Below are 24349 nucleotides of genomic sequence, written 5' to 3' on the forward strand. Positions count from 1 at the left end.
CTGTGGCGCAAAATAGGGCGGCGGCGGACAATAGCGACTTGGCGAGCCGCCGCAAGCCACTGCGCGTGGCGGCAAAGCCGTCATTCGCCGCGTTTCAGTTTGGCCAGGGCCGCGAAGGGCGATGCAAGCGCCGGGTCGTCGACCTGCGCTTCGAAACTCGCCCCGGGCTTGCGCGGATAGGGATCGAGCCCGAGTGCCAGGAACTCGAGGGTGATCGCGCCAAGGTCGATCATGCCGTCGATGATCGGCTCCGGCGGGTCTTCCTCGTTGAGCATGACCTCGATGTCGATCTCGCCCTTCTCCGCCTCCTCTTCCTCGCGGCGGGCGGCGGCGAGCGCCTCGGCCTCCGGCGCGAAATCGAGTTTCACGGGCAGCTTGATGCTGACGGGGAAGGCCTCGAGCGTGATGATGCAGGTTTGATGCAGCTGCGCCGCGATCTCGCCCTCCAGCTTCACGCGCTCGCCATTGCGCGCGAGCTCATAGCGCGCCTCGAGCGCTTCGATCGAAGGCAGGTCGAGCGCACGGGCGAGCCCGGCGAGCGCCGAGCCCTCGGGCCTGACCACGACATGGGTGCCGCGCGGCTTGATCGTTTCGACGCGGACGGGCTGGCTCAGCGGCAAGGCACGAGCGGAATCAGACACTGGGGGTACTTTCGTGAACCGGGAATGCAGGAAAGAGAGTCTCCTGCCCCAAAATTGCGTCAAGATCGAGCTGCGACAGGCGCTGCTGTGCCTGGCCGACATAATCGGCCAGGGCTGTCGCCCCCTCGCCCGGGCTGACATTGCGGCGCAGAGCCTCGGCCAGCGCGCCTGGCTCAGGCGCAGCAAGCGCGCTCTCATAGGCCTTGATGCGTCCGTAGAAGCTCTGCCCGATCTTCTTCATGCGCTTGGGCACGGCGATGTCGCTGATCCCGCCCTGGCGAAAGCCGAGCTCGAGATAGGCGAAGCAGGCATCGACGAAATCCTGTGCCAGATCGCCGGCCGGCGCCGGAAGTTCGCGCAGGCGGCGCAGAATCAGGAAGGCATGCAGCGTCAGCGATTCGAAGCGCCCTTCGAATGTGTCGGGGATGCCGCCGCCGATATAGAGGCCCGGCTGGCGCGACGCGTCAGCCACGCGGGCCAGCAGCGCCTCGACCGGCGCGAGCCGTTTTGCGCGTTTTCCGAACAAGCCGAAGATCACCAGCGCATCTCCGCTCGCCGCCACTGCCTTGCCAAAGCCATTCTCGGGCGTTACGCCAACCTCTACCCGTTTGACAAGCGGCTTCGGATACCTCCTTGCCCACTCTGCTCCTGGATTCTCCCGCATGATCGACATGACCCGCCGCGCGGCCCTCCTCGGCCTTCTCGCGACCTCGTCACTCGCTCTAGCCGGATGCGGAGCAGATCGGGGCGGCTTCGTGCTGCCGACATCGGCGGGGCTGAACGAACAATACACCCGCGGCTTCGTCATGGACGAGCGTCTGGTCTCGCAGGTGAAGACCGGCATGGATGTGCAGCAGGTGCTGACCATACTGGGCACGCCCTCGACGACCTCGACCGTCGGGAACCGGACTTTCTACTATATCAGCCAGACGGTGCGCCGCCGCTTCCAGTTCCAGGAACCCAGCGTCATCGACCAGAAGGTGCTGGTGATCTATTTCAACAAGTCCTTCAAGGTCGAGCGCATCGCCCAGTACGGCCTCCAGGACGGCGTGATCTTCGACTTCATCAGCCGCACCACCGTCACCGGCGGCGAGGAGCAGAGCTTCCTGCGCAACCTCTTCCGCGGCGTCACCAAGTTCTCGCCGCTCGGCGGCCTGGGCGGCCCCAGCAACTGAGCGGCACCCGACCGTATCGACCGAATACGAAAAACCCCTGCGGCCCACGCCGCAGGGGTTTTTGTTTGGGACGAGAATTTGCCTAGGCCGGCTGCTCCGGCTTGCGCCCGGGCAGCGTCATCGCGATCACGCCAGGGATGACCAGGGTGAGCCCCGCCCAGGCCGTCGGGCTCAGGCGCTCGCCGAGGAAGACGATGCCGATCGCGACGCCGATCGGCACGCGCAGATAGGACACCGCCGTGGTGCCGACGGGACCGAGCGTGCGGATCAGGCGGAAATAGATGGCGAAGGCGAGCGCGGTCGAGACCGCCGCCAGCGCCAGGAGCGCGTAGAGCGAATCCTGCGAGGGGCTCAGCGTCCAGGGCCGGTCGACGACCAACGCGACCGGCGTGAGCAGCGCCGCGCCACAGATCAGCGAGCCGGCGGCAGGGATGAGCGGATCAAAGCCGGTGAAGTTGCGGCCGAACAGGGCGGCGCAGGCATAGCAGACCGTGGCGAGCACGATGGCGAGCTGCGCGACCAGCTCGCTGCCGACCCCGCCCAGCGCCTGCATCCCGACCACCAGGGTGATGCCGGCGAGCCCGGCCGCAACGCCGAAGGCCTTGCGCAGGTCGACCTCGCGGCTCCGGGTCAGCGCCAGCGTGATCAGGAAGACGAAGACCGGGGTCGTCGCATTCAGGATCGCGGCAAGGCCGGCATCGACGCTGCGCTCAGCCCAGGCGATCAGGGTGAAGGGAACGGCGCTGTTCAGGCAGGCCTGGAACAGGAACTTGCGCCAGCTGTCGAGGTCGCGCGGCAGCCTCAGGCCGCGCCAGCGGATGACGGCCAGCAGGATCGCGCCCGCGATCAGGGTACGCCCGGCGATCAGGGTCAGCGGCGGAATCGTCTCCACGCCGATCTTGATGAAAGTGTAGGAGCCGCCCCAGAGGGTGGCGAGCAGGAGCAGCAGGGCAAGCTCGACGGCATGCCCGGACCTGACCTGCCCGGACCTGACCTCGGCGGGTGCGGCAGCGGCTGGGGTCGTCATGGTGGCTCTCCTTCTGTTGGAGAGACCATGCCATCGCGGACCGCCCGGAGCTTGCAGGAACGCTACGGTCCCGGCCGCAGCTTCACATCCTGATTCAAGTCGCCGCCAGCTTGATTCAAGTTGGCACGCCAAGCCGTTGCGGCATCGAGGAAAACCCGCATCAAAGAAGAACCCCGCGGATCGCTCCGCGGGGCCATGTCGGCGTACCGTGCGAACCGGCTCAGGAATGGGCCAGGATCGCCAGCAGCAGCAGCGCGATGATGTTGGTGATCTTGATCGCGGGGTTCACCGCCGGGCCGGCGGTGTCCTTGTAGGGGTCGCCGACGGTGTCGCCGGTGACTGAGGCCTTATGCGCCTCGGAGCCCTTCATGTGGCGCACGCCGTCCTTGTCGACGAAGCCGTCCTCGAAGCTCTTCTTGGCGTTGTCCCAGGCGCCGCCGCCCGAGGTCATCGAGATGGCGACGAAGATGCCGGTGACGATGACGCCCATCAGCATGGCGCCGACCGAGGCGAAGGCCTGGTTGCGGCCGGCAATGGCGTTGATGGCGAAGAAGGTGACGATCGGCGCCAGGACCGGCAGCAGCGAGGGCACGATCATCTCCTTGATCGCGGCCTTGGTCAGCATGTCGACGGCGCGGCCGTAATCCGGCCGGTCCGTACCCAGCATGATGCCGGGCTTCTCCTTGAACTGGCGACGCACCTCCTCGACGACCGAGCCGGCGGCGCGGCCGACCGCGGTCATGCCCATGCCGCCAAAGAGGAAGGGGATGAGGCCGCCGAGCAGCAGGCCGACGACGACGAAGGGGTTGGACAGGCTGAAATCGACCGTGACGCCCTTGAAGTACTGGAAGCTGGTCGAGCCTGCCTTGTTGGCCTCGGCGATGAAGAAGTTCAGGTCCGAGGTATAGGCCGCGAAGAGCACCAGGGCGCCGAGGCCGGCGGAGCCGATCGCATAGCCCTTGGTGACGGCCTTGGTGGTGTTGCCGACCGCATCGAGCGCATCGGTGGAGTGGCGCACCTCCTTGGGCAGGCCCGCCATCTCGGCGATGCCGCCGGCATTGTCGGTGACCGGACCGAAGGCATCGAGCGCGACGACGACGCCGGCCAGCGCCAGCATGGCGGTGGTGGCGATGGCGATGCCGAACAGGCCGGCCAGCGTGTAGGAGACGATGATGCCGGCGATGATCACGATGGTCGGCGCCGCGGTCGATTCCAGCGAGACCGCGAGGCCCTGGATGACGTTGGTGCCATGGCCGGTCACCGAGGCCTGGGCGATCGAGACCACCGGGCGCTTGCCGGTGCCGGTATAGTATTCGGTGATGACGACGATGAAGAGCGTCACGGTCAGGCCGACCAGCGCGCAACCGAACAGGTTGGCGGAGGTGAAGCTGACGCCCTGCCCCGTCGTGAACGCGGTGGAGAAGCTGCCGAACATCAGCCAGTTGACGATGGCGATCGCGCCGACCGAGAGCACCCCGGCGGCGATGAAGCCCTTGTAGAGCGCACCCATGATCGACTGGTTGGCGCCGAGCTTGACGAAGAAGGTGCCGATGATCGAGGTCACGATGCAGGCTGCGCCGATCGCCATCGGATAGAGCATCATCGTGCCGAGCACCGGCTGGCCGGCGAAGAAGATCGCCGAGAGCACCATGGTGGCGACGAGCGTCACGGCATAGGTCTCGAACAGGTCGGCGGCCATGCCGGCGCAGTCGCCGACATTGTCACCGACATTGTCGGCGATGGTCGCAGGGTTGCGCGGATCATCTTCGGGAATGCCGGCTTCGACCTTGCCGACGAGATCGGCGCCAACGTCTGCGCCCTTGGTGAAGATGCCGCCGCCGAGACGGGCGAAGATCGAGATCAGCGAGGCGCCGAAGCCCAGCGCCACGAGCGAGTCGATGACGGTGCGGCTCGACGGGGAGAAGCCGAGGAACGAGGTCAGGACGCCGTAATAGACGGCGACGCCAAGCAGGGCGAGGCCGGCGACCAGCATGCCGGTGACCGCGCCCGCCTTGAAGGCGACGTCGAGCCCGTCACCGAGCGACTTCATCGCCGCCTGCGCGGTGCGGACATTGGCACGGACCGAGACGTTCATTCCGATGAAGCCGGCCGCGCCGGAAAGGACGGCGCCGATCAGGAAGCCGATGCCGACCCATTGGCCAAGCAGATAGGTCAGGACCACGAAAAGCACCGCGCCGACCATGGCAATCGTAACATATTGACGCTTCAGATAGGCCTGCGCGCCCTCGGCCACCGCGCCGGAGATTTCCTGCATGCGCTGGTTGCCGGCGTCGCGCTTCATGACATCGCCATAGGCCCAGATGCCGTAGGCTATCGATAGCGCACTCAAAACTATGATGATGAGCAAGGCTGACATTCGGGATTCCTGACCTCGAGCTTCCGTCCAACGGGGCTTCAGACCCCGAATTCATTCGGTTTCTTGGGTCCGGAGACGAAGAATACGGGTCGAGGGAATCGCGCCCGCGTCGCGCATCGCCAGTACCGGCCAACTTTCTGCCAAGCTTTCGACAGAATCGCAAACGCGGAGGCTGACAATTTTACGCAGATGTCAGGGTGTGCCGGCCCGCCTTGAGGCGCGGCCGGCCGTTCGGGAGCTCTATGCGGGCGTCAGAGCGCCACGTCCCGGTTGACGTTCTTGTAGAGCAGATAGGCCGCGTCGGCAAAGCCGGTCGGGTAGAATTGCTGCGGGCAGTAGCCGCCCATCCAGATGAAATCGCCGGCCCAGATCTCGTGCCATTCGGTGCCGAGGAAATAGAGCCCCTGCCCTTCCAGCATATAGAGCCCGTGTTCCATGACATGGGTCTCGACATCGGGGAAATGTGCGCCGGGCTTGAACCACATCAGGTTCATCTCGAAATCGAAGCGCATGTCGCCCCAGGGCAGCAGGAACTGGAAGCCGCGTCCCTCGGCCCCGGTATGGTTGGTGACCGGGATCTCGTCGCGATGGGACAGGATCGGCTCGGGCGCCGGCAGGCCAATCGCCTCGAAGCGCTTGCGCAGCCCGAGCACGCGCAAGGGCTCGGAACCGGTATTGCTCAGCGTGAAGGCGGTGCCGGGGGGGACATAGGCGAAGTGGCCCGGTCGCAGGTCAAGCGCCGGCGCATCCGCCATGACGAACCGGCCCTGGCCGGAGAGCACATAATAGAAATGCTGGATGCCCTCCTCGCGAAAGGCCTCGGGCGTGCCGCCGCCGGGCGCAATCTCGAGCAGGTACTGCGCGAATTTCGCACCCAGGACGGGCGCGGCCAGAATCCGCACGACCGTCCCGCTGAAATGCGGCAGCCGGCTGATCAGCACGCCTTCCGGCGGCATGAACGCATAGTTCGGCCGCACCACACCGCGATTATGGCCGATGGCGCCGGGCGGAAACCGGCCTGTCGTGACGGGCAACTGGTGCGGGCGCATCGTATCTCCTGCCGGGTCCTTGGGGGGTGAAGCTTGTTTGCGGAGCCTATCGGTCGGCTACGCGCCGGGCCGCCCCTCAGGCCAGCTGAACGCGCTTCTGCGTGGCCTGCCAGGCGACCAGCGCCAGCGCGACCGCCACCGGCGGGAAGACCAGCCAGTTGACGCTATTCCAGCCGCCGGTGTTCAGCAGCCCGCCGGCCGAGAAGGAGGCGATGGCGACCGAGCCGAAGACGAGGAAGTCGTTGGCGGCCTGGACCTTGACGCGCTCCTCCGGGCGATAGCAGTCGGTGACGAGCGCGGTCGCGCCAATGAAGCCGAAATTCCAGCCAATGCCGAGCAGGACCAGCGCGATCCAGAAATGCGCGACGCTGAGCCCGTTCAGACCGACAACGGCGGCGCAGGCGAGCAGCAGCAGGCCTGCGGCCGTGACCTTTTCCTTGCCGAATCGGGCGATCAGCCGGCCGGTGAAGAAGCTCGGCCCGAACATCGAGAGCACGTGCCACTGAATGCCGAGCGCGGCATCGCCGATGCTGTGACCGCAGCCGACCATGGCCAATGGCGCAGCCGTCATCACGAAGCTCATCAGGCCATAGGAGACGAGCGCGGCGGTGACCGAGGCGATGAATTTGGGCTGGCGCATGATCTCCGAGAGCGGCCGGCCGCCGCTCGAACGCACGGCCGCGACCGGCGGAGCACGCAGCATCATGACGACGCCGATCGCCAGCAGCGCCAGCACCCCCTGCGCCATGAAGCTGGCGGCGAAGGGCGCGGCCGGCGTCAGGTCGCGGGTCCAGTAGACCGATTGCGGGCCAATGACGCCCGCGGCGAGCCCGCCGATCATCACCCAGGAGATGGCGCGCGGCTTGAAGCTCTCGCTCGCGGTGTCGGCCGCCGCGAAGCGATAGCTCTGCACGAAGGCGCCGTAGAGGCCGCACATGAAGGTGCCCAGGCAGAACAGCCAGAAGATCCGGCTCCCCGTGCCGGCAGCCGCGATGCTGGAGGCGATGACGCCGGTCAGCGCCCCGATGAGATAGCCGTTGCGGCGGCCGAGCCGGCGCATCAGCATCGCAGCGGGGATGACGCCGCAGGCGATGCCGAGCTGCATCAGGCTGACCGGCACGGTGGCGAAGGTCTTGTCGGCGACGAGCTGCGAGCCGACGATGCCGCCGAGCGAGACCACGATCGCCGGGTTCGCGCCGCCAAACGCCTGGGCGCAGGCGAGGACGAGGGCATTGCGTTTCGCCAGGGCATCGCCCTCGGCCACGGAAACATGCTGGTTCATCGCTGGGGCCGTCGTTCACATACCGGGCGGCCTGAGCGGGCGGCCCTCAGAAATGGGCGAAGGAGCCTTGCGCGAAGCTGCGCGCCCTGCCCCGTTCGAGAAAACGCACCACGCCCAGCTCGGACGTGACCCGGCCGATGCAGGCGAGTCCAAGACCCGCCGCCTCGGCCGCAGCAGCCATAGCAGGAAATTCCCTTTCCGAGGCCGTGCAGAGAATTTCGTAGTCGTCTCCGCCGGTCCAGGCCAGTTCCGTCAGAGCAGGGTCAGCCATGATCGCGGCGCGGGCCGCAGCCGAGAGCGGAACGGTATCGAGGTCGATCTCGGCCCCGATTCCAGACGCCGCAACCAGCTTGGCGAGATCGCCGACGAGCCCGTCGGAGACATCCATAGCGGCCGAGGCATGGGCTTGCAGGGCAGCCGCAAGCGCCAGGCGCGGACGCGGATGCAGGTAGCGGTCGGCGAGATGGGCGCGATCGGCCTCGGAGAGGCCTGCGACCCAGTCCGGCTTGCCCGGCGCATGGACCTTGAGGCCGAGCGCACCGTCGCCGATCGTACCGGAGACGAGGACGAGATCACCTGGCTTTGCGCCCGAGCGCAGCACCATGCGTCCGGCCGGAACGCTGCCGAAGGCGGTGATGGAGAGCGTGAGCGGCCCCGGCGTCGAAACGGTATCGCCGCCGACGAGCGGACAGGCGCTCTCGGCCGCGATCTCGCCTAGCCCCTGGGCGAAGCCGGCGAGCCACGCTTCTGTCCAGCCCTTGGGCAGGACCAGCGAGAGCACGAAGCCCAAGGGAGATGCCCCCTTGGCCGCCAGGTCCGACAGGTTGACCGCGAGCGCCTTGCGGGCAATTGAGGCCGGCGGATCGTCGGGCAGGAAATGCACCCCTGCGACCAGCGCATCCGTCGTGACCACAAGCTCGAAGCCGCGCGCCGGGCGCAGCAGCCCGGCATCGTCGCGCAGGCCGAGGCCGCCCGCACCGGCGATCGGCGCGAAATAACGCGCAATTAGCTCGAACTCGCCGGGTCGTTGGGGAGCGCCGGCCATCAGCGTGTCAGGCGGCCGGCGTGTCGAATTCGTCGGCGCGGAAGTCGCGGGCCATCTTGTCGAGCACGGCGTTGATCATGCCGATCTCCTCGCCCTCGTAGAAGGCACGGGCGACCGCGACATATTCCGAGATCACGGCGCGCGCCGGCACATCCTTGCGGAAGGCGAGTTCATAGGCGCCGCCGCGCAGGATGGCGCGCACCACGGCCTCGACGCGCTTGAGCGGCCAGCCGGCGGCAAGAACATCATCGACCGAGCGGTCGATCAGGCGCTGTTCGCGGACGACGCCGCCGAGCAGGTCCCGGAAGAAGGCGATCTCGGCCTTGGGAAGCTCGATATCCTCGACCTCCTTGCCGATCCAGAACGCCTCGAACTCGGCCATCGCCTCGATGACGCCGCGCCCGCCGATCTCCATCTCATAGAGCGCCTGCACGACAGAAAGTCGTGCACCGCGACGCAGTTCCGCGCGGCTCATGAGGATTTGTCCGCGAGCGAACGCTTGTAACGCAGGACGGCGAGCGCCGCTTCCGCCGCGCCGCCGCCCTTGTCCATATCGGCGCGATTGGCGCGGGCCCAGGCCTGGGCATCGTTCTCGACGGTCAGGATGCCGTTGCCGAGCGGCATGGCATAGGCAACCGAGACGTCCATCAGCGCGCGCGAGCTTTCGCCGGCGACGATATCGTAATGGCCGGTCTCGCCACGAATGACGGTGCCGAGCGCGACGACGGCCTCATAGGGGTCGACCGCCTCGTCGGCGGCCCGCAGGCCGATGACGATCGCTGCTGGGATTTCGAGCGCGCCGGGCACGGTCACGACGTCGACACGGCACTCGGCCTTGTCGAGCACCGCGAGCGCGCCTTCCAGCAGCTCGTCCGCCAGCTTGTCATAGAAGCGCGCCTCGACGACGAGCACGCGTGCGCCGTCCAGGGGAGCGGCGGGAGTTGCGGCCTTGTCGGCCGAGATCTGCCGGGGTCCGGCCATCGTTCTTATCCTTGTTGGATTTCAAGTCGGCTGGTTACCCCCCCGGGCTCGCCTCCGCAAGCCGCGCGGCATACCGCGCCATCAGATCGACCTCGACATGAATGCGGTCCCCCTGCTTGCGCTCGCCCCAGGTGGTGACGCTGAAGGAGTGCGGAATCAGCAGGACGGTGAAGACATCGTCCTCGACGCTGTTGACCGTGAGCGAGGTGCCGTCGAGGCAAATCGAGCCCTTGGTCGCGATGAAACGCGGCAGGCCCTGCGGCGCGCGGATATGGAAGCGCGCGGTTGCGCCCCAGGGTTCGTCGGGATCGGCCGCGATCGGCTCGATCTTCAGGATCGTGCCGACGCCGTCGACATGGCCGGTCACCAGATGGCCGCCCAGCTCGTCGCCCATTTTCAGCGAGCGTTCGAGATTGACCTTCGTGCCCGGCTCCCACGCCCCGGCGAGGGTCTTGGACAGGGTCTCGGCAGCGGCCTCGACCTGGAAGATGCAGCCGGCCTCACCGTCTTCGCGAGGCTTCAGAGCCGTCACCGTCAGGCAGATGCCGGCGCAGCAGATCGATGCGCCGATCTCGATTCCCTGAGCCTCGAACGGGCTCGCTATTGCTAGCCGCTTCAGGCTCGGCCCCTTGTTCTGGGCCTCCACGATCGTGCCAATGGCGGTGACGATGCCGGTGAACATCAGGCAATCCTCTCATAGCGCTCGAAACGGTCGTGGCCGATCAGGCCGCTCTCCGCAAGCCGGTACAGATCGGGGTCGGCCAGCAATCCGGCAAGGGCCGGACGGACGGCGACGACGCCGGGGCAACCCAGCAAACGCGGCGAGGTCGAAACGATGACCTCATCAGCCAGGCCCGCCAAAGCCAGCTTCTCGCCGATCGTCGGGCCGCCTTCGGAAAAGACCCGGTTGATGCCGCGCGCGCCGAGCAGCTGCAATGCCTCACGGAGATCGAGATGACCGTCCGATCCGGCGGAGACGCGCATGACCTCGACACCTGCCGCAACCAGCTCGGCCTCGTTGGCAACGGGCGCGGATTCCGCCGCGATCACCCAGACAGGAACCTCCCCGGCCGACTGCACGAGGCGGGAGCCCGGCGGCAGGCGCAGATGCGAATCGAGGACGACCCTGATCGGCGAGCGTGCCGCCATTCCCGGCAGACGGACCGTCAGCATCGGATCGTCGGCGAGCACCGAACCGATGCCGAGCATGATCGCATCATGATGCGCCCGCTGGAGATGGACCCAGCCATTCGCAGCCGGGCAGGAAACCGCGATGGGACCGCCCGCGGCCGTGCCCGCATAGCCATCGGCCGTGCGCGCCACCTTGAAGGTCACCATCGGCCGCCCCTCGGTGATGCGCAGGACATAGCCGCGATGGGTCCGCCTGGCTTCCTCTTCCAGAACGCCGGTGGTGACGCTGATGCCGGCGCTGCGGAGCAGCGCGAAGCCCAGTCCGCGAAAGCGCGGATTCGGATCGGCCATCGCCACCACGACCCGCTTCACCCCGGCCCGAATGGTGCGCTCGACGCAAGGCGTCGCGGCGCGGATGGTGCGGTGGGAGCAGGGTTCGAGCGTGACATAGAGCGTGCCGCCTGTCGCGGCAGCGCCCGCCCGGTCGAAGGCATGGGCCTCGCCATGCGGCCGGCCACCGATCTGGGTGTGGCCACGTGCGATCACGACGGGGCCGTCCGGCGTGTCCTGCGTGATCAGCGCGCCGACGCAAGGGTTGGTGCCGGTGGTACCCAGCCCGCGCGCGCCATAGGCGAGGGTCTGCTGCATGAAGGCGCGGTCGAGCGCGCTCTGCTCAGTCATCGCCACGAATCGGGGGAACCACGCCGGCAGCCTCGATCTCGTCGCTGCTGAGCTGGCCGAGCAGCTCCTCGAAATCGCGGGCCTCGCGAAAATTCTTGTAGACCGAAGCGAAGCGGACATAGGCGACATCGTCGAGGGATTTCAGCCCCTCCATCACCAGTTCGCCGATGGTGGAGCTCGAGACCTCGCCCTCGCCCGAACTCTCGAGCTGGCGGACGATGCCGTTGACCATGCGCTCGACGCGTTCCGGCGCGACCGGGCGCTTGCGCAATGCGATCTCGATCGAGGTCTGCAGCTTGTCGCGATCGAAGAGAGTGCGCCGGCCGGAGCGCTTCACCACGGTGAGCTCGCGCAGCTGCACGCGCTCGAAGGTGGTGAAGCGGCCGCCGCAGTCAGGGCAGACGCGGCGGCGGCGGATCGAGGCGTGATCGTCGGTGGGACGCGAGTCCTTCACCTGGGTCTCGAGGGAGCCGCAATAGGGACAGCGCATCGCGGCTCTTCTCCTTCAGGCGACCGGGTCGCGTTGCCTTCAATAGATCGGGAAACGTGCCGTCAGCTCGTGGGCCTTGGCCTTCACCGCCTGCTCGACAGCGGCATTGCCCTCCTCGCCATGCGCGGCGAGCCCGTCCAGCACCTCGGCGATCAGCTCGCCGACACGCTGGAACTCGGCGACACCGAAGCCGCGCGAGGTCGCAGCCGGCGTGCCCAGGCGGATGCCGGAGGTGACCATCGGCTTCTCCGGATCGAAGGGGATGCCGTTCTTGTTGCAGGTGATGTGGGCACGGCCGAGGGCTGCTTCCGCAGCCTTGCCGGTAATCTTCTTAGAGCGCAGATCGACCAGCATCAGGTGATTGTCGGTGCCGCCGGTGACGAGGTCGAAGCCCTTGGTCTTCAGCGTCTCGGCCAGCGCCTTGGCGTTCTCGACGACGGCGCGGGCGTAGATCTTGAACTCCGGCTGCAGCGCCTCGTGGAATGAGACCGCCTTGGCGGCGATGACATGCATCAGCGGGCCGCCCTGGATGCCGGGGAAGATCGCCGAGTTGATCTTCTTCGCCAGCGCCTCGTCATTGGTCAGGATCATGCCGCCGCGCGGACCGCGCAGGGTCTTATGCGTGGTGGTGGTGACGACATGGGCGTGCGGGAATGGCGAGGGATGCGCGCCGCCCGCCACCAGGCCGGCGAAATGCGCGATATCGACCATGAAATAGGCGCCGACCTTGTCGGCGATCTCGCGGAAGCGGGCGAAATCCCAGTGCCGGGCATAGGCCGAGCCACCGGCGACGATGACCTTGGGCTTGTTCTCGACGGCGAGGCGCTCCATCGCGTCATAGTCGATGGTCTGGTCGACGACGCAGACGCCGTAAGGCACGACCTTGAACCACTTGCCGGACTGGTTGACCGGGGCGCCATGGGTAAGATGGCCGCCGGCGGCGAGATCGAGGCCCATGAAGGTGTCGCCGGGCTGCATCAGCGCCATGAACACGGCCTGATTGGCCTGGCTGCCGGAATTCGGCTGGACATTGGCGAACTGGCAGTCGAACAGGCGGCAGGCGCGCTCGATCGCGAGCTTCTCGGCGATGTCGACGAACTGGCAGCCGCCATAATAGCGGCGGCCAGGATAGCCTTCCGCGTATTTATTGGTCATCACCGAGCCCTGCGCCTCGAGCACGGCGCGCGACACGATGTTCTCCGAGGCGATCAGCTCGATCTCGTCGCGCTGGCGACCGAGTTCGAGACCGATGGCACGCGAGATCTCCGGATCGGAATCGGCGAGCGAAGCACCGAAGAAGGAGTTCGAGAGGTGCTTCTCAGCGGCGGCGTCACGGCTCATGGGATGCTCCATCGGCGCTTCGGATTGCCGCAGGGGGCCGGCAAAGGCCATGCGGCAGCCACGCAGTTCTGGCTGTTGCGGAATCTCGCGGCCGAGCCCGCTATCGCGCGCTCCGTAGCACGGTGGGGGGCGCCATTCCAAGGGCTGATGCGGGGTGACATGAGCGCGCGCCGCCTGCACAAAGGGCAGTGACAGCAGCCAGCAAGGAGTTGAACGTGACGCAAGACATCGCCGGGAATGCTCCACCTGCCCGGCGCTCGCCGTTGAAGGCCTTGCTGGCGAGTGAAGCGGCCGGCGGCCTCCTGCTCATGGGCGTGGCTGCGATAGCCCTGCTGATCGCCAATTCGCCGGCAGCGCCCGCCTATTTCAAGCTGCTCGGCAGCTATGTCGGCGGCCTCAGCGTCCTGCACTGGGTCAATGACGGGCTGATGGCGATCTTCTTCCTGCTCGTCGGGCTGGAGATCAAACGCGAATTCATCGAGGGGCAGCTCTCGACCTGGTCGCGACGCGCCCTGCCCGGCATTGCCGCGCTCGGCGGCATGATCGCGCCCGCCCTGATCTATCTGGCGCTGACGCGCGGCGACCCGGTCGCGATGCGCGGCTGGGCGATCCCGGCGGCAACCGACATCGCCTTCGCGCTCGGCGTGCTCGCCCTGCTCGGGCCGCGCGTGCCGGTTTCGCTCAAGGTCTTCCTGACCGCGCTTGCGATTCTCGACGATCTCGGCGCCGTCCTGATCATCGCCCTGTTCTATACAAGCGAGATCTCGCTGCCGATGCTCGGCATGGCGGGCTTGTGCCTTGCCATCCTGATCGTTCTCAACCGGATGAACGTGACGCGACTCTGGCTCTACCTCGCCATCGGAGCGCTGCTCTGGTTCTTCCAGCTGAAATCGGGGGTGCACGCGACGCTCGCGGGCGTCATCCTGGCGCTGACGATCCCGATCGGCGACGGCAGCGACAGCGACGAGCCGGAGCATTCCCCGCTGCACATGCTCGAGCACAAACTGCACCCTTGGGTGTCCTTCCTGATCGTGCCGATCTTCGGCTTCGCCAATGCGGGCGTGTCCTTTGCAGGCATGTCGCCGTCGAGCCTGCTCGCGCCGATTCCGCTCGGCATCGCGCTCGGCCTGTTCATCGGCAAGCAGGTCGGCGTCTTCGGCTTCGCCTGGGTGGCGGTGAAGACCGGGCTCGGCACCATGCCGGCCAAGGCGAATTACCTGCAGCTCTATGGCGTCGCACTGCTCTGCGGCATCGGCTTCACGATGAGCCTGTTCATCGGAGCGCTGGCCTTTCCACAGAATCCCGAGCTCGGCGACGCCACCAAGATCGGTGTGCTGATGGGCTCGCTGCTCTCGGCGCTCGCCGGAGCGCTTGTGCTGAAGCTGGCTTCGGCGGGCCCGAGCGGCAAGAAGCCCGTTCCCTGAGCGCGCTCCCCTTCCGGGGGAAGCCGTCTACTCGCCGGTCACCAGCCGCCGCAGCCGCTCGCGCTGGGCCGAGCGGATATGGCTGCGCGCGGCTGCATCGGCCGCGACCGGGTCGCGGCGCTCGACAGCCACGACCAGGGCCTCGTGCTCGGCATGGGCCTGCGCGGCGCGGACGGGGTCCAGCAGGGTCGAGGGGCCGAGCAGCGCGCGGGCGTCACGCAAGGCATTCAGGGTCTTGAGCAGATAGCGATTATGCGCAGCGCCGTAGAGCGCGGAATGGAAGCGCTCGTTGTGGCGCGCGAGATCCTGCGGCTGCGCCAGCAAGCCGACCTCCAGCGTATGGAGATCGCGCAGCGCCTCGATTTCGACCTCGGCGGCATGGCGCGCGGCGAAGGCGGCCGCCGTGCCCTCGAGCACCTCGCGCATCGCATAGAGTTCCGAGACCGCCTGATGATCGAGCGAGGCGACGACGAGACTGCGCGATTCGCGCGTGAAGAAGCCTTCCGCCTCGAGCCGGCGCACCGCCTCGCGCAGCGGCGTGCGGCTCATCTGCATATGCTTCGCCAGGTCCTCCTCGCGCAGCCTAGCTCCGGGCCGAAGCTCGCCGCTGGCGATCGCGTCGCGCAAGCGCGCATAGGCCTGGCCTGCCAGCGAGGGCGCGGGCTGCATGTCGGCAAAATCACTCAAGGCCATTTCCTCGCTTCGCCCGGCGCGCGCTCCGCCTGTCCCGCGTGATCGCGTGAGCCAGCGCTGAAATCAACGCTTGCCTCGCATCAATCTGCTTCAGTATAATTCGGTATACCAAAATAAGACATCGTCGGCGAAAGACCGACGAGAAACAATCGATGGGAGGAGTTGCGATGCGCAGATTTGCAGGACGACGGCTGGGCGCCATGCTCGGGGCGATGCTGGGCATGACCGGCGTTGCCACGGCCCAGGACTGGCCCAGCCGGCCGATCACCATGGTGGTGCCCTATGCCGCGGGCGGCGGCACGGACGTGATCGCGCGGGCCGTGGCCGAGAAGCTGCAGTCGCGCCTTGGCGTCGGCGTCGTGGTCGAGAACCGCGCCGGCGCGGGCGGCAATCTCGGCACGACGACAGCGGCGCAGGCGCCGGCCGATGGCTATACCGTGCTGATCAGCAATATCGGCCCGATGGCCGTGAATCCGAGCCTGTTCAAGAATCTCAAATACGACCCGGCCGAGGTGCTCGAGCCCGTTACCCTGATCGCCAAGGCGCCGCTGCTCCTCTTGGTGCACCCGTCGGTCAAGGCGAACTCGGTCGCGGAGCTGATCGCGCTGTCGAAGGCGCAGCCCGAGGGCCTGACCTATGGCACGGCCGGCCACGGCTCGGCCAACCATATCGCGACCGCGCTGTTCGAGCTGATGGCGCAGACGAATCTGAAGCATGCCGCCTATCGCGGCGCCGGCCCCGCCCTCAACGACCTGATCGGCGGCCATATCCCGATGATGTTTGCGACCCTGCCCTCGGCGATCGGCCATGTGCATGGCGGCACATTGCGGGCGCTGGCCGTTACGACCTCCGAGCGCGCGCCTGCCCTGCCGGCGGTCCCGACGCTCACTGAGGCCGGTGTGCCCGGCTACGAGGCCAGCGGCTGGTATGGCGTCTTCGTGCGCAAGGGCACGCCGCAGCCGATCATCGACCGGCTGCGCAGCGAGGTCGCGACCATCATCAACCTGCCCGACGTGCGCCGAAATCTCGAACTGGAAGGCGCGCAGCCGATCGGCAACACGCCGCAGGAGTTCGCCGCCTTCGTCAAGGCGGAGCGCGAGAAATGGGCGAAGGTGGTGGCGCAAGCCAACATCAAGGTCGAATGATCCCTGCCGCCCGCCCGCGCGGCGACGCGTAGGGCGGGCCACTCCAACCCTGTCCCGGACGAAGCCCCTGTAATGACCGACACATCACCGAAAAGCGCTGCCCTGCAGCTTCTCGTCCTGGACGGAGACGGCATCGGCCCCGAGATCAGCGCCGCCACCCGTCGCGTGCTCGACGAGGCGAGCCAGCTATTCGGCTTCGCACTGGCCTATGAGCATGCCGAGATCGGCTTCACTGCGCTGGGCAAGGTCGGTTCGACCTTCCCGGAGAGCGTCTTCGAGGCCGCGCGTCAGGCCGACGGCGTCATCCTGGGGCCCGTATCCCATAACGACTATCCGCCGGCCGAGAAGGGCGGGCTCAACCCCTCCGGCCAGCTGCGCAAGCGGCTCGACCTCTACGCCAATATCCGCCCTGCCCGTTCGCGCGAGGGTTTCGAGCCGCGCTGCGGCAAGCCGCTCGACCTCGTCGTGGTGCGCGAGAACACCGAGGGGTTCTATTCCGACCGCTCGATGCATCTCGGCCCCGGCGAGATGATGCCGACGCCGGACCTGGCCCTCTCCTTCCGGAAAGTGACGCGGCAGGCCTCGCTGCGCATCGCCGAGAGCGCCTTTGTCCTTGCCCGCCAGCGCCGGCGCAAGGTCACGGCCGTGCACAAGGCAAACGTGCTGCGGATCTCCGACGGGCTGTTCCTGGAATGCGTGCGTTCGGTCGCCGAACGCTATCCCGACGTCGCCTATGAGGAGAAGATCATCGACGCGATGGCGGCGCTGCTCGTCCGCGATGCCGGCGTGTTCGACGTCATCGTGACGACGAACATGTTCGGGGACATCCTCTCCGACCAGGCCTCGGAGATTTCGGGCAGCCTCGGCCTTGCCGCCTCGCTCAATGCGGGACAGGACCATGCGGTCGCCCAGGCGCAGCATGGCTCGGCTCCCGACATCGCCGGCCGCGACCTCGCCAATCCCTGTTCGCTGATCGGCTCGGCCGCGATGCTGCTGACCTGGCTGGGCGAGCGCAGGCAGGACCCCGCCCTGCTGCGCGCCGGCCAGGCGATCGAAGCCGCGCTCGACCGCACGATCCGCCTGCCGGAGCAGCGCACGCGTGATCTCGGCGGAACGCTCGGGACCAAGGCTTTCACCGAGCGCGTCGTTGCCGTGCTCCGGGAGGCCGCGACGGCGGTCTGAGGGCAGCGCCCGACCACAGCCCATCGAAGACCAAATGAAAACGGCCCGCCAGAATCGGCGAGCCGTTTTCATTGTGAGTGAGAGAGCGTTTGGAGCTGAAAGAGTTTGCGCTCAGATGTTCTGGTCTTCCTGCAACGCCGCAACCGGCGCCGGGCCGAGGCCGTCCTTGTTGTAGATGTCGTCGCGGAACTGGACGCCGCCATCGGGCGTCGCCCAGGCGGTGATGTAGACCCAGTAGCACGGCACCGGATTGCTGATCCGGGCGTTGATGCGCTCGCCGGACTGGATCACCTCGTCGATCTTGGCGCGATCCCAGCCGGGCGTCTCCTTGAGCAGCCAGGCGATATAGTCGCGCACGTTCTGGACGCGGATGCAGCCCGAGGAGACGAAGCGGAAATCATCGCCGAAAATGCCCTTGGCCGGCGTGTCATGCATGTAGACGCCGTGCGGGCTGGGGATGTTGATGCGCACGAAGCCGAGCGAGTTGAACTCGCCGCCGGGATCCTGGCGGAAGGTGTAGCGGGTCGCCTCGTCCGAATTCCAGTTGACGCGCTCGGGCGCGATCTCACCGGCAGGGCCGATGATGCGGATCTTGTTCTCGGTGAGGTAGTTCGGCTCCTTGCGCATCTTCGGGATCAGATCCTTGCGGATGATCGAAGCCGGCACGGTCCAGGTCGGGTTGAAATTGACCTCGGGGATCTTGGTCTGCAGCAGCGGCGACTGCCGGTCGGCCTTGCCGACGCCGGCAGCATGGCGGGTCGCGACATGGCCGTTCTCGACCGTCTCGACCGAGGCCGCCGGGATATTGGCGACGACATAGCGGTTGCCGAGATTGCCCGACCAGGAGCGCAGGCGCACCACATTGGTCTCGAGCTGGCGGATACGCCGCTCGATCGGCACGTTCAGGGCGGTCAGGGTGGCGCGGTTGATGGCGCCCGTCGTCGACAGCCCGACGCGCGACTGGAAGCGGCGCACTCCGGCTTCGACATAGGAGTCATAGATATTGCTGGTGCCGGCAGCGGAATCGAGATCGCCGGTGATGATCAGGCGCTGGCGCAGCGCGACCACGCCGGGACCGCGCGAGCCGACGCCAAGCTTGTCAGTCAGCTGGATCGGGGTCCAGCCGCCGCGGGCGGCAAGGTCGCGATAGGCGACGATCGCCTGCTCCGTCGCCTGCAGCGTTTCGGCAGACAAGGTCGGGGTCGAGGAACGGGCAACAGCATTGCGAGCGCCTGAATCATAGCTCTGGCGCCACTCCGCCTGCTGAGCCCAGGCTGGCGCGGTCGCGGCCGTTGCTGCACCCGAGAGCAGTGCCAGCACGGTTTCGCGGCGGGTCAGGCTGAAATTCGACATCGTATCCCTCTTCCCTCGTCCTCAAGGTGCAAGACCGCGCATCAGCGCCGCAAACAACAACTCCGGCTCCGCCATGGACGGCGGCCCGGTTGCGAGCGACGATCCAATACCACAGTTAACGTCTCGTGATGAGCGCGGCGTTTTTAGGGCATTGGCGACGAAGGGGAAGCAGGGAATGCAGCATGGGCGCCCTGCGTCGCCCAACTGCAACAGCAGCGGACCGGAGAGCAAGAGCGGCCCGAAAGACTCCCGCAGCGAGGGCGGGAGTTTGCAAGTTCAGGTCAGGTCAGCGCCGATTGTCTGGCGGTTCAGGCCGGAAATCAGAGCTTGTAGCGGATCTGGTCGGTCCAGAAGCGCTCGAGACGCAGCAGCGCGTTGTTCATACGCTCGAAGTCATCGGCCGCAATGCCACCGATCTGCTCGACCGTCTGGACATGCTTGTCGTAGACGCCCTTCACGAGATTGTGCACCTCATGGCCCTTCTCGGTCAGACTGATGCGGACCGAGCGGCGGTCGATGCGCGAACGGGCATGGTGCAGGTAGCCGAGCTCGACCAGCTTCTTGACATTGTAGGACACGTTCGAGCCGAGATAGTAACCGCGTGTCCGGAGCTCGCTGGCGCTGAGCTCGGCATCGCCGATATTGTAGAGCAACAGCGCCTGGACGCTGTTGACGTCGTCACGGTTGCGGCGCTCGAATTCATCCTTGATGACATCGAGCAGGCGGCGATGCAGCCGCTCAACCAGGGTAAGGGACTCAAGGTAAAGGGGCTTCACCTTGAGTTGAACTTCTTCCGACTTCACAGGAGCCAAAGTCTTCATGCTCGTTGCCATTGTATATCCCGCCTGTTGCATGCCGGCCAGGATTTATCTCCCGGTCCGCTTCTGAAAACACCATAGGCCGGACCGATGAAAACGAGTTTAAATATCAGGATGAATCGGAGATTTACCCCTTTGGGTGAATCGTAAGTGAAGCCAGAAACGCTTAAGCTAAAGCGTTTGTTACCATGACTCGACGCAATCGAGGCGCTTTCGGGCGAAACGGGGCTCTCCGCGCCACAGCCCGAGCGCCCGCCTGAGCAGCGCCATTGCCAGGGCCTGGGCCGCGAGCCGCGCGCATGGCAGGCCCGCATCGGCCCATCTCAGGTCTCCTCGTTTTCCGCCGCCCAGGTGGCCAGGAAATAGGCGGCCATCAACCCGACATAGGTCGCGATCAGATAGGGCGTCACCGGCAGCAGCCGCGGGAAGAAGAAGCCGAGCAGCAGTTGGCTGACCGCGGCCAGGAGCCAGAGCACTCCGCCCCAGGTGCTGGTCAGCCAGAGCCCGACCGCGGCGACGAGATCGATCACCGCGAAATAGACGGTGATTGCCTGGTAGCTCAGCAACTGCGACTCGAATGGCGTCTGCCCCTCCATGCCGATACCGAAGATCACCGCCCAGGCCATCAGCCCCTTGGCCATCCAGGCGAGCGACAGCAGGCGGAGCAGCCAGACCAGCACGCGCCGCCAGCGGGTCAGCTTGCTCTTCTTCTCCTCGGGGCCAGCCGAACCGATGACGCGCTGCCCGCGCAGGGGCTCGGCATCTCCCCTCCCCATTCCCATCGCTCAATGCTCCAGGACGAGTTCGTTCGCGCCGAGCGAAGCGAAGTAGCGTGCGATCACCTGCGGATCGACCTCATCCAGCGTGGCCGGTTGCCAGTGCGGGGCATGATCCTTGTCGATCACCACCGCCCGCACGCCCTCATAGAAGTCATGGCCCTCGGCAATCCGCGAGACGATGCGGTACTCGGTGCGCATCGCTTCCGCGAAATCGAGCCGTGCCCCACGACGCATCTGCTCGAAGGCGATGGCAATGCTGGTCGGAGATTTGACGGCAAGCGTCTGTAGGGTCTTGCCGGCGAAGGCGTCGCCGGATTCGGCCTTCAGCTTCAGCCGCTCCCTGATGCCGTCCAGCTCTGCGGCACCAAAGCACTCGGCGATGGTTGCGCGCTCGGCTGCGAGCTTTTGCGGGCCGGGATCCTGCGTGTATCCGGCCAGAATCTCATCGACGGCACCGCGGCCCGTCAGGGCGTCGGCGAGTTCGGCCATCCGGCTGCTCGGTACGGCATGGGACGCAAGCCCCAGCGCAAGGGCGTCCGCTGCCCCGACGCGGTCTCCCGTCAGCGCGAGATAGATGCCGGCCGCACCATGCAGGCGCGGCAGGGCATAGGTTGCGCCGACATCCGGGAAGAAGCCGATCCCGACCTCGGGCATGGCGAAGAGGTAGCGCTCGCCAGCGATGCGATGGCTGCCATGCAGCGAAATGCCGACGCCGCCGCCCATGACGATGCCGTCGATCAGCGCGATATAGGGCTTGGGATAGTGCTTGATACGGTGATTGAGGATGTATTCCTCACCCCAGAAGGCGAGCATCTCGCCCTGGCGGCCGGCGCGGCCAAGATCATGCAGCGACCGGATATCGCCGCCCGCGCAAAAGGCCTTCTCGCCCGCGCCCATCACCACGATGCGCGTCACCTGCGGGTCATGCTCCCAGGCATCGAGCGCGCGCGCCAGTTCGCGGACCATGGCCAGGCTCAGCGCATTCAGCGCCTTGGGACGGTTGAGGATGACGACACCCGCCGCGCCCCGGATTTCGCAAATGATCTCTGGTTCCTGCGACATGCCGTGCTGATCCCTGACAACAGGGTCCGGTTCTGGGCCGGGGCTCGGGCGATTGTCAACGCGCGGTGCTGCGCGGGCCCACCGCCACAGTTGCGACCATCCACCTCTGTTTTGGAATGGTTCCGATGTGCTAAGCATCCGGCAAAGGACAAGCCCACGCGCCCAGGCGGCGGAGGATTTTATGGCATATCGGGTTGTAAGGCCGTTTCCGGCGCCCGTGGCGCGGCAGGATGACCTGCCGTCGGCGGCCCTGCGCAGCAAGGATTCGCTCGACCTGACCCGCCGGATGCGGCGCAACCGCAAGGCCGAGTGGTCGCGCCGGCTCGTGCGCGAGGCGGTCCTGACCGCGAACGACCTGATCTGGCCGATATTCCTGGTGGATTCGAGCGAGGCCCGCTCCGCCGTCGAGTGGATGCCGGGCGTCGACCGGCTGAATATCGAGGAGGCGGTGCGCCAGAGCGCCCATGCCGCCAGCCTCGGCATCCCGGCGATCGCGCCCTTTCCCTATGTCGAGAAGTCGCTGCGCGACGCAACGGCGTCCGAGGCGCTGAACACGCACAACCTGATGTGCCGCGCCGTGCGCGCCATCAAGGCCGAGGTGCCCGAGATCGGCATCATCTGCGACGCCGCGCTCGACCCCTACACCTCGCACGGCCATGACGGCGTCATGGCGGGCGAGCGCATCCTGAACGATGCGAGCGTGCGCATCCTGACGCAGCAGGCGCTGGCGCTGGCCGATGCCGGCGCCGATGTCATCGCCCCCTCCGACATGATGGACGGCCGTGTCGGCGCCATCCGGGTCGAGCTCGACGAGGCCGGTTTCGAGGATGTCCAGATCATGGCCTATGCGGCGAAATACGCCTCGGCCTTCTATGGTCCGTTCCGGGATGCGATCGGCACCAATGCGACGCTGATCGGCGACAAGCGCACCTATCAGATGGACCCTGCCAATTCGGACGAGGCCATTGCAGAGGTGGCGCTCGATCTCGAAGAGGGCGCCGACATGGTGATGATCAAGCCCGGCATGCCCTATCTCGACGTGATCGCGCGCGTGAAGGACCATTTCCGGGTGCCGACCTTCGCCTATCAGGTCTCCGGCGAGTACGCGATGATCCAGGCCGCCGCCCTGAATGGCTGGATCGATGGCGACAAGGCCATGATGGAGAGCCTGATCGCCTTCAAACGCGCCGGCGCCGACGGGGTGCTGAGCTATTTCGCGCCGCGCGTCGCCGAAAAGCTGAAGGTTTGCGGCTGAAGCCACAGGCGCCCGCCAAAGCGATGGATTGCGCGTCGCAGCGAGTATCAACGCGTCGCAACTGGCGCTAGCCTTCGCGCAATGCGCGCGCTCCTCCCGATTCTCATGGCCTTGCTGCTGACCGGCTGCAGCGAACGCTTCGATACGGACCAGACGCGGCTTTGCCGCCAGGCCATCCCGGCACTCAACACGCAGGACGCGCGGATCACCGTCGACCGCGCAACCAATGGCCCGCGCGCCAATACCCTGCGCATCCTCTACCATGTCGAGACAGGCAGCGGCCCGGCGCGCCAACGCATGATCGATTGCCTCTTCGCCGGCGAGGGCGCGGGTCTGCAGCGCGGCGCGTTGCTCGGCGTCGCGGTCGATGGACGGCCGATGAACGATGCCAGTTTCTACCTGCTGCGGCGCTTCTATTTGGAGAATCGCGAGGAACCGCCGGTCGATCCGGGCTCAGCCCGCATCGATGGCCTGCCGCAGCTCTCCCCCGGCTTCGCCTATGCCCTGCAGCAAGGCTTGAGCGCCCTGCCCTCGGCCGCGGTCTACGCGCTGCTCGCCTCGGCCTATGCGCTGATCTATGGCCTGACCGGGCGCATCATCCTGAGCTTTGGCGAATTCGCGGCGCTCGGCGCGCTCTCGGCCGTCATCGGCGTGGCGCTGCTTGTCTCGACGGCGATCTCGACGCCGGTCTCGGGGCTCCTGGTCGCCTTCGTCGTGGCCATGCTGGTCGCGGCCTTTCACGGCTTCGCCATGGGGCGTTTCGTGCTGCGCCATCTCGAGCGCGCCAGCGGCCAGCAGATGCTGATCGCGACGATCGGGCTCGCGATTGCGCTGTCTGAATATCTGCGGCTGGCGCAGGGGCCCGATCTGCGCTGGCTGCCGCCGGTCTACAACGAGCCCTGGCCGCTGGCGCGCTCCGGCAGCTTCATCCTCACCGCAACCCCCGTCGGGCTGGCGCTCGCGGCCGGCGGCCTCAGCGCCGCGCTCGGGCTCGTGCTGCTGATCCGCTACTCCGCCTTCGGCCGGGCCTGGCGCGCGGTCTCGGACGATGCCGGCACCGCGGCGCTTTTCGGCGTCAACGCGCGTGCCGTGCATGACCGGGCGCTGATCCTCGCCTGCGCGGCCTGCGGCGCGGCCGGCGTCATCGTCACCGCGATCTATGGCGGCATGGGCTTTGCCGGCGGCTTCACGCTCGGGCTGAAGGCGCTCGTCGCCGCGATCCTGGGCGGCATCGGCTCGGTCGCCGGCGCCTGCCTCGGCGGCCTCAGCATTGCGCTCTTCGAGGTCATCTGGTCATCAACCATGCCTATCGAACAGCGCGACATCGCCGTCTATAGCTTGCTCGCCGTGGTGCTGATCCTGCGCCCCGGCGGTTTCTTCGGCGAGGGCGCGCTTTCGCCTCGTCAGGTCTGAACGGA

General features: G+C 66.8%; 24 protein-coding genes. 6 read left to right on the top strand and 18 right to left on the bottom strand.

Going from position 1 to position 24349, the window contains the following annotated elements; all coding sequences use genetic code 11:
• Positions 1 to 80 precede the first annotated feature (80 nt).
• Together AB4099_RS12655 and AB4099_RS12660 are read right to left on the bottom strand one after the other, a co-directional pair.
• Positions 81 to 641 (bottom strand): YceD family protein, encoded by a 561-nt coding sequence (locus AB4099_RS12655; protein WP_441478342.1) that lies wholly within the window; start codon positions 639 to 641, stop codon positions 81 to 83.
• A complete protein-coding gene (locus AB4099_RS12660) occupies positions 634 to 1179 on the bottom strand; it encodes a ubiquinol-cytochrome C chaperone family protein (RefSeq protein WP_441478343.1) in 546 nt (181 codons plus the stop codon). Before AB4099_RS12660 ends, AB4099_RS12655 begins: the two co-directional genes overlap by 8 nt.
• A 124-nt stretch (positions 1180 to 1303) precedes the next feature.
• Between AB4099_RS12660 and AB4099_RS12665 the strand changes: the two genes are divergently transcribed.
• On the top strand, positions 1304 to 1816 hold the full coding sequence (locus tag AB4099_RS12665; protein WP_113518206.1) for an outer membrane protein assembly factor BamE: 513 nt from the start codon (positions 1304 to 1306) through the stop codon (positions 1814 to 1816).
• A gap of 82 nt (positions 1817 to 1898) precedes the next feature.
• Here the strand turns inward: AB4099_RS12665 and AB4099_RS12670 are convergent, their stop codons facing one another.
• The 11 genes from AB4099_RS12670 to glyA form a co-directional block, all read right to left on the bottom strand.
• A complete protein-coding gene (locus tag AB4099_RS12670; RefSeq protein WP_441478344.1) occupies positions 1899 to 2843 on the bottom strand; it encodes a DMT family transporter in 945 nt (314 codons plus the stop codon).
• A gap of 220 nt (positions 2844 to 3063) precedes the next feature.
• Entirely contained in the window at positions 3064 to 5220 is a 2157-nt protein-coding gene (locus AB4099_RS12675; protein WP_113518204.1) for a sodium-translocating pyrophosphatase, read from the bottom strand.
• Between the two features lie 251 nt (positions 5221 to 5471).
• Entirely contained in the window at positions 5472 to 6269 is a 798-nt protein-coding gene (allE, locus tag AB4099_RS12680) for a (S)-ureidoglycine aminohydrolase (RefSeq protein WP_441478345.1), read from the bottom strand.
• 76 nt (positions 6270 to 6345) lie between these two features.
• Positions 6346 to 7551, bottom strand: coding sequence for an MFS transporter (locus AB4099_RS12685; protein ID WP_441478346.1), 1206 nt, complete (start codon positions 7549 to 7551; stop codon positions 6346 to 6348).
• 46 nt (positions 7552 to 7597) lie between these two features.
• Positions 7598 to 8596 carry a thiamine-phosphate kinase gene (gene thiL, locus AB4099_RS12690; protein ID WP_113518202.1) on the bottom strand — a complete coding sequence of 333 codons (999 nt, stop codon included), beginning with the start codon at positions 8594 to 8596 and terminating at the stop codon, positions 7598 to 7600.
• A 7-nt stretch (positions 8597 to 8603) separates the two neighbouring features.
• On the bottom strand, positions 8604 to 9071 hold the full coding sequence (gene nusB, locus AB4099_RS12695; protein ID WP_441478347.1) for a transcription antitermination factor NusB: 468 nt from the start codon (positions 9069 to 9071) through the stop codon (positions 8604 to 8606).
• Complete coding sequence (gene ribH, locus AB4099_RS12700) at positions 9068 to 9577, bottom strand: 6,7-dimethyl-8-ribityllumazine synthase (protein WP_113518200.1); 510 nt, start codon at positions 9575 to 9577, stop codon at positions 9068 to 9070. Before ribH ends, nusB begins: the two co-directional genes overlap by 4 nt.
• 34 nt (positions 9578 to 9611) lie before the next feature.
• Positions 9612 to 10259 carry a riboflavin synthase gene (locus tag AB4099_RS12705; RefSeq protein ID WP_441478348.1) on the bottom strand — a complete coding sequence of 216 codons (648 nt, stop codon included), beginning with the start codon at positions 10257 to 10259 and terminating at the stop codon, positions 9612 to 9614.
• Positions 10259 to 11389 (bottom strand): bifunctional diaminohydroxyphosphoribosylaminopyrimidine deaminase/5-amino-6-(5-phosphoribosylamino)uracil reductase RibD, encoded by a 1131-nt coding sequence (ribD, locus tag AB4099_RS12710; RefSeq protein WP_441478349.1) that lies wholly within the window; start codon positions 11387 to 11389, stop codon positions 10259 to 10261. Before ribD ends, AB4099_RS12705 begins: the two co-directional genes overlap by 1 nt.
• On the bottom strand, positions 11382 to 11879 hold the full coding sequence (nrdR, locus tag AB4099_RS12715) for a transcriptional regulator NrdR (RefSeq protein WP_113518197.1): 498 nt from the start codon (positions 11877 to 11879) through the stop codon (positions 11382 to 11384). Before nrdR ends, ribD begins: the two co-directional genes overlap by 8 nt.
• Positions 11880 to 11918: 39 nt before the next feature.
• Positions 11919 to 13220 (bottom strand): serine hydroxymethyltransferase, encoded by a 1302-nt coding sequence (glyA, locus tag AB4099_RS12720; protein ID WP_113518233.1) that lies wholly within the window; start codon positions 13218 to 13220, stop codon positions 11919 to 11921.
• Positions 13221 to 13435: 215 nt separating this feature from the next.
• On the opposite strand from glyA, the gene nhaA reads away from it, so the two are divergent.
• On the top strand, positions 13436 to 14644 hold the full coding sequence (gene nhaA, locus AB4099_RS12725) for a Na+/H+ antiporter NhaA (protein WP_441478350.1): 1209 nt from the start codon (positions 13436 to 13438) through the stop codon (positions 14642 to 14644).
• Positions 14645 to 14671: 27 nt separating this feature from the next.
• On the opposite strand, the gene AB4099_RS12730 is transcribed toward nhaA, so the two are convergent.
• Positions 14672 to 15331, bottom strand: a complete 660-nt coding sequence (locus AB4099_RS12730) for a GntR family transcriptional regulator (RefSeq protein WP_441478351.1) — start codon at positions 15329 to 15331, stop codon at positions 14672 to 14674.
• Positions 15332 to 15504: 173 nt separating this feature from the next.
• Between AB4099_RS12730 and AB4099_RS12735 the strand changes: the two genes are divergently transcribed.
• Together AB4099_RS12735 and AB4099_RS12740 are read left to right on the top strand one after the other, a co-directional pair.
• Positions 15505 to 16482, top strand: a complete 978-nt coding sequence (locus AB4099_RS12735) for a Bug family tripartite tricarboxylate transporter substrate binding protein (protein ID WP_441478352.1) — start codon at positions 15505 to 15507, stop codon at positions 16480 to 16482.
• 72 nt (positions 16483 to 16554) lie between these two features.
• The gene (locus AB4099_RS12740) at positions 16555 to 17664 is read left to right on the top strand and encodes an isocitrate/isopropylmalate dehydrogenase family protein (RefSeq protein WP_441478353.1); all 1110 of its coding nucleotides are present in this window, start codon (positions 16555 to 16557) and stop codon (positions 17662 to 17664) included.
• Positions 17665 to 17775: 111 nt separating this feature from the next.
• Here AB4099_RS12740 and AB4099_RS12745 read toward each other — a convergent pair whose 3' ends face one another.
• The 4 genes from AB4099_RS12745 to AB4099_RS12760 all read right to left on the bottom strand — a co-directional run bounded on the left by AB4099_RS12745 (position 17776) and on the right by AB4099_RS12760 (position 21676).
• Positions 17776 to 19017 carry a L,D-transpeptidase family protein gene (locus AB4099_RS12745; RefSeq protein WP_113518193.1) on the bottom strand — a complete coding sequence of 414 codons (1242 nt, stop codon included), beginning with the start codon at positions 19015 to 19017 and terminating at the stop codon, positions 17776 to 17778.
• Positions 19018 to 19337: 320 nt separating this feature from the next.
• A complete protein-coding gene (gene ldtR, locus AB4099_RS12750; protein WP_441478354.1) occupies positions 19338 to 19838 on the bottom strand; it encodes a transcriptional regulator LdtR in 501 nt (166 codons plus the stop codon).
• A 320-nt stretch (positions 19839 to 20158) separates the two neighbouring features.
• Entirely contained in the window at positions 20159 to 20617 is a 459-nt protein-coding gene (locus tag AB4099_RS12755) for a DUF6163 family protein (RefSeq protein WP_162768425.1), read from the bottom strand.
• Between the two features lie 3 nt (positions 20618 to 20620).
• Positions 20621 to 21676: an enoyl-CoA hydratase/isomerase family protein gene (locus AB4099_RS12760; protein WP_113518190.1), complete on the bottom strand. Its 1056-nt coding sequence runs from the start codon at positions 21674 to 21676 to the stop codon at positions 20621 to 20623.
• Between the two features lie 181 nt (positions 21677 to 21857).
• On the opposite strand from AB4099_RS12760, the gene hemB reads away from it, so the two are divergent.
• Together hemB and AB4099_RS12770 are read left to right on the top strand one after the other, a co-directional pair.
• Entirely contained in the window at positions 21858 to 22931 is a 1074-nt protein-coding gene (gene hemB, locus AB4099_RS12765; RefSeq protein WP_113518189.1) for a porphobilinogen synthase, read from the top strand.
• An 81-nt stretch (positions 22932 to 23012) separates the two neighbouring features.
• Positions 23013 to 24344 carry a branched-chain amino acid ABC transporter permease gene (locus tag AB4099_RS12770; protein ID WP_113518188.1) on the top strand — a complete coding sequence of 444 codons (1332 nt, stop codon included), beginning with the start codon at positions 23013 to 23015 and terminating at the stop codon, positions 24342 to 24344.
• The last annotated feature ends 5 nt before the right edge of the window (positions 24345 to 24349 follow it).

The organism is Allobosea sp. 2KB_26 (genome assembly GCF_052115715.1).
Lineage (GTDB): Bacteria > Pseudomonadota > Alphaproteobacteria > Rhizobiales > Beijerinckiaceae > Allobosea.

What these genes read in the sequence shown, in the direction of transcription:
- AB4099_RS12740 (WP_441478353.1), top strand. Translation starts at nt 16,555, where the DNA reads ATGACCGACACATCACCGAAAAGCGCTGCCCTGCAGCTTCTCGTCCTG.
- AB4099_RS12670 (WP_441478344.1), bottom strand. Translation starts at nt 2,843, where the DNA reads ATGACGACCCCAGCCGCTGCCGCACCCGCCGAGGTCAGGTCCGGGCAG.
- AB4099_RS12760 (WP_113518190.1), bottom strand. Translation starts at nt 21,676, where the DNA reads ATGTCGCAGGAACCAGAGATCATTTGCGAAATCCGGGGCGCGGCGGGT.
- AB4099_RS12770 (WP_113518188.1), top strand. Translation starts at nt 23,013, where the DNA reads ATGCGCGCGCTCCTCCCGATTCTCATGGCCTTGCTGCTGACCGGCTGC.
- AB4099_RS12685 (WP_441478346.1), bottom strand. Translation starts at nt 7,551, where the DNA reads ATGAACCAGCATGTTTCCGTGGCCGAGGGCGATGCCCTGGCGAAACGC.
- thiL (WP_113518202.1), bottom strand. Translation starts at nt 8,596, where the DNA reads ATGGCCGGCGCTCCCCAACGACCCGGCGAGTTCGAGCTAATTGCGCGT.
- ribH (WP_113518200.1), bottom strand. Translation starts at nt 9,577, where the DNA reads ATGGCCGGACCCCGGCAGATCTCGGCCGACAAGGCCGCAACTCCCGCC.
- ldtR (WP_441478354.1), bottom strand. Translation starts at nt 19,838, where the DNA reads ATGAAGACTTTGGCTCCTGTGAAGTCGGAAGAAGTTCAACTCAAGGTG.
- AB4099_RS12735 (WP_441478352.1), top strand. Translation starts at nt 15,505, where the DNA reads ATGCGCAGATTTGCAGGACGACGGCTGGGCGCCATGCTCGGGGCGATG.
- AB4099_RS12755 (WP_162768425.1), bottom strand. Translation starts at nt 20,617, where the DNA reads ATGGGAATGGGGAGGGGAGATGCCGAGCCCCTGCGCGGGCAGCGCGTC.
- allE (WP_441478345.1), bottom strand. Translation starts at nt 6,269, where the DNA reads ATGCGCCCGCACCAGTTGCCCGTCACGACAGGCCGGTTTCCGCCCGGC.
- AB4099_RS12705 (WP_441478348.1), bottom strand. Translation starts at nt 10,259, where the DNA reads ATGTTCACCGGCATCGTCACCGCCATTGGCACGATCGTGGAGGCCCAG.
- AB4099_RS12665 (WP_113518206.1), top strand. Translation starts at nt 1,304, where the DNA reads ATGATCGACATGACCCGCCGCGCGGCCCTCCTCGGCCTTCTCGCGACC.
- nrdR (WP_113518197.1), bottom strand. Translation starts at nt 11,879, where the DNA reads ATGCGCTGTCCCTATTGCGGCTCCCTCGAGACCCAGGTGAAGGACTCG.
- AB4099_RS12675 (WP_113518204.1), bottom strand. Translation starts at nt 5,220, where the DNA reads ATGTCAGCCTTGCTCATCATCATAGTTTTGAGTGCGCTATCGATAGCC.
- nusB (WP_441478347.1), bottom strand. Translation starts at nt 9,071, where the DNA reads ATGAGCCGCGCGGAACTGCGTCGCGGTGCACGACTTTCTGTCGTGCAG.
- ribD (WP_441478349.1), bottom strand. Translation starts at nt 11,389, where the DNA reads ATGACTGAGCAGAGCGCGCTCGACCGCGCCTTCATGCAGCAGACCCTC.
- glyA (WP_113518233.1), bottom strand. Translation starts at nt 13,220, where the DNA reads ATGAGCCGTGACGCCGCCGCTGAGAAGCACCTCTCGAACTCCTTCTTC.
- hemB (WP_113518189.1), top strand. Translation starts at nt 21,858, where the DNA reads ATGGCATATCGGGTTGTAAGGCCGTTTCCGGCGCCCGTGGCGCGGCAG.
- AB4099_RS12745 (WP_113518193.1), bottom strand. Translation starts at nt 19,017, where the DNA reads ATGTCGAATTTCAGCCTGACCCGCCGCGAAACCGTGCTGGCACTGCTC.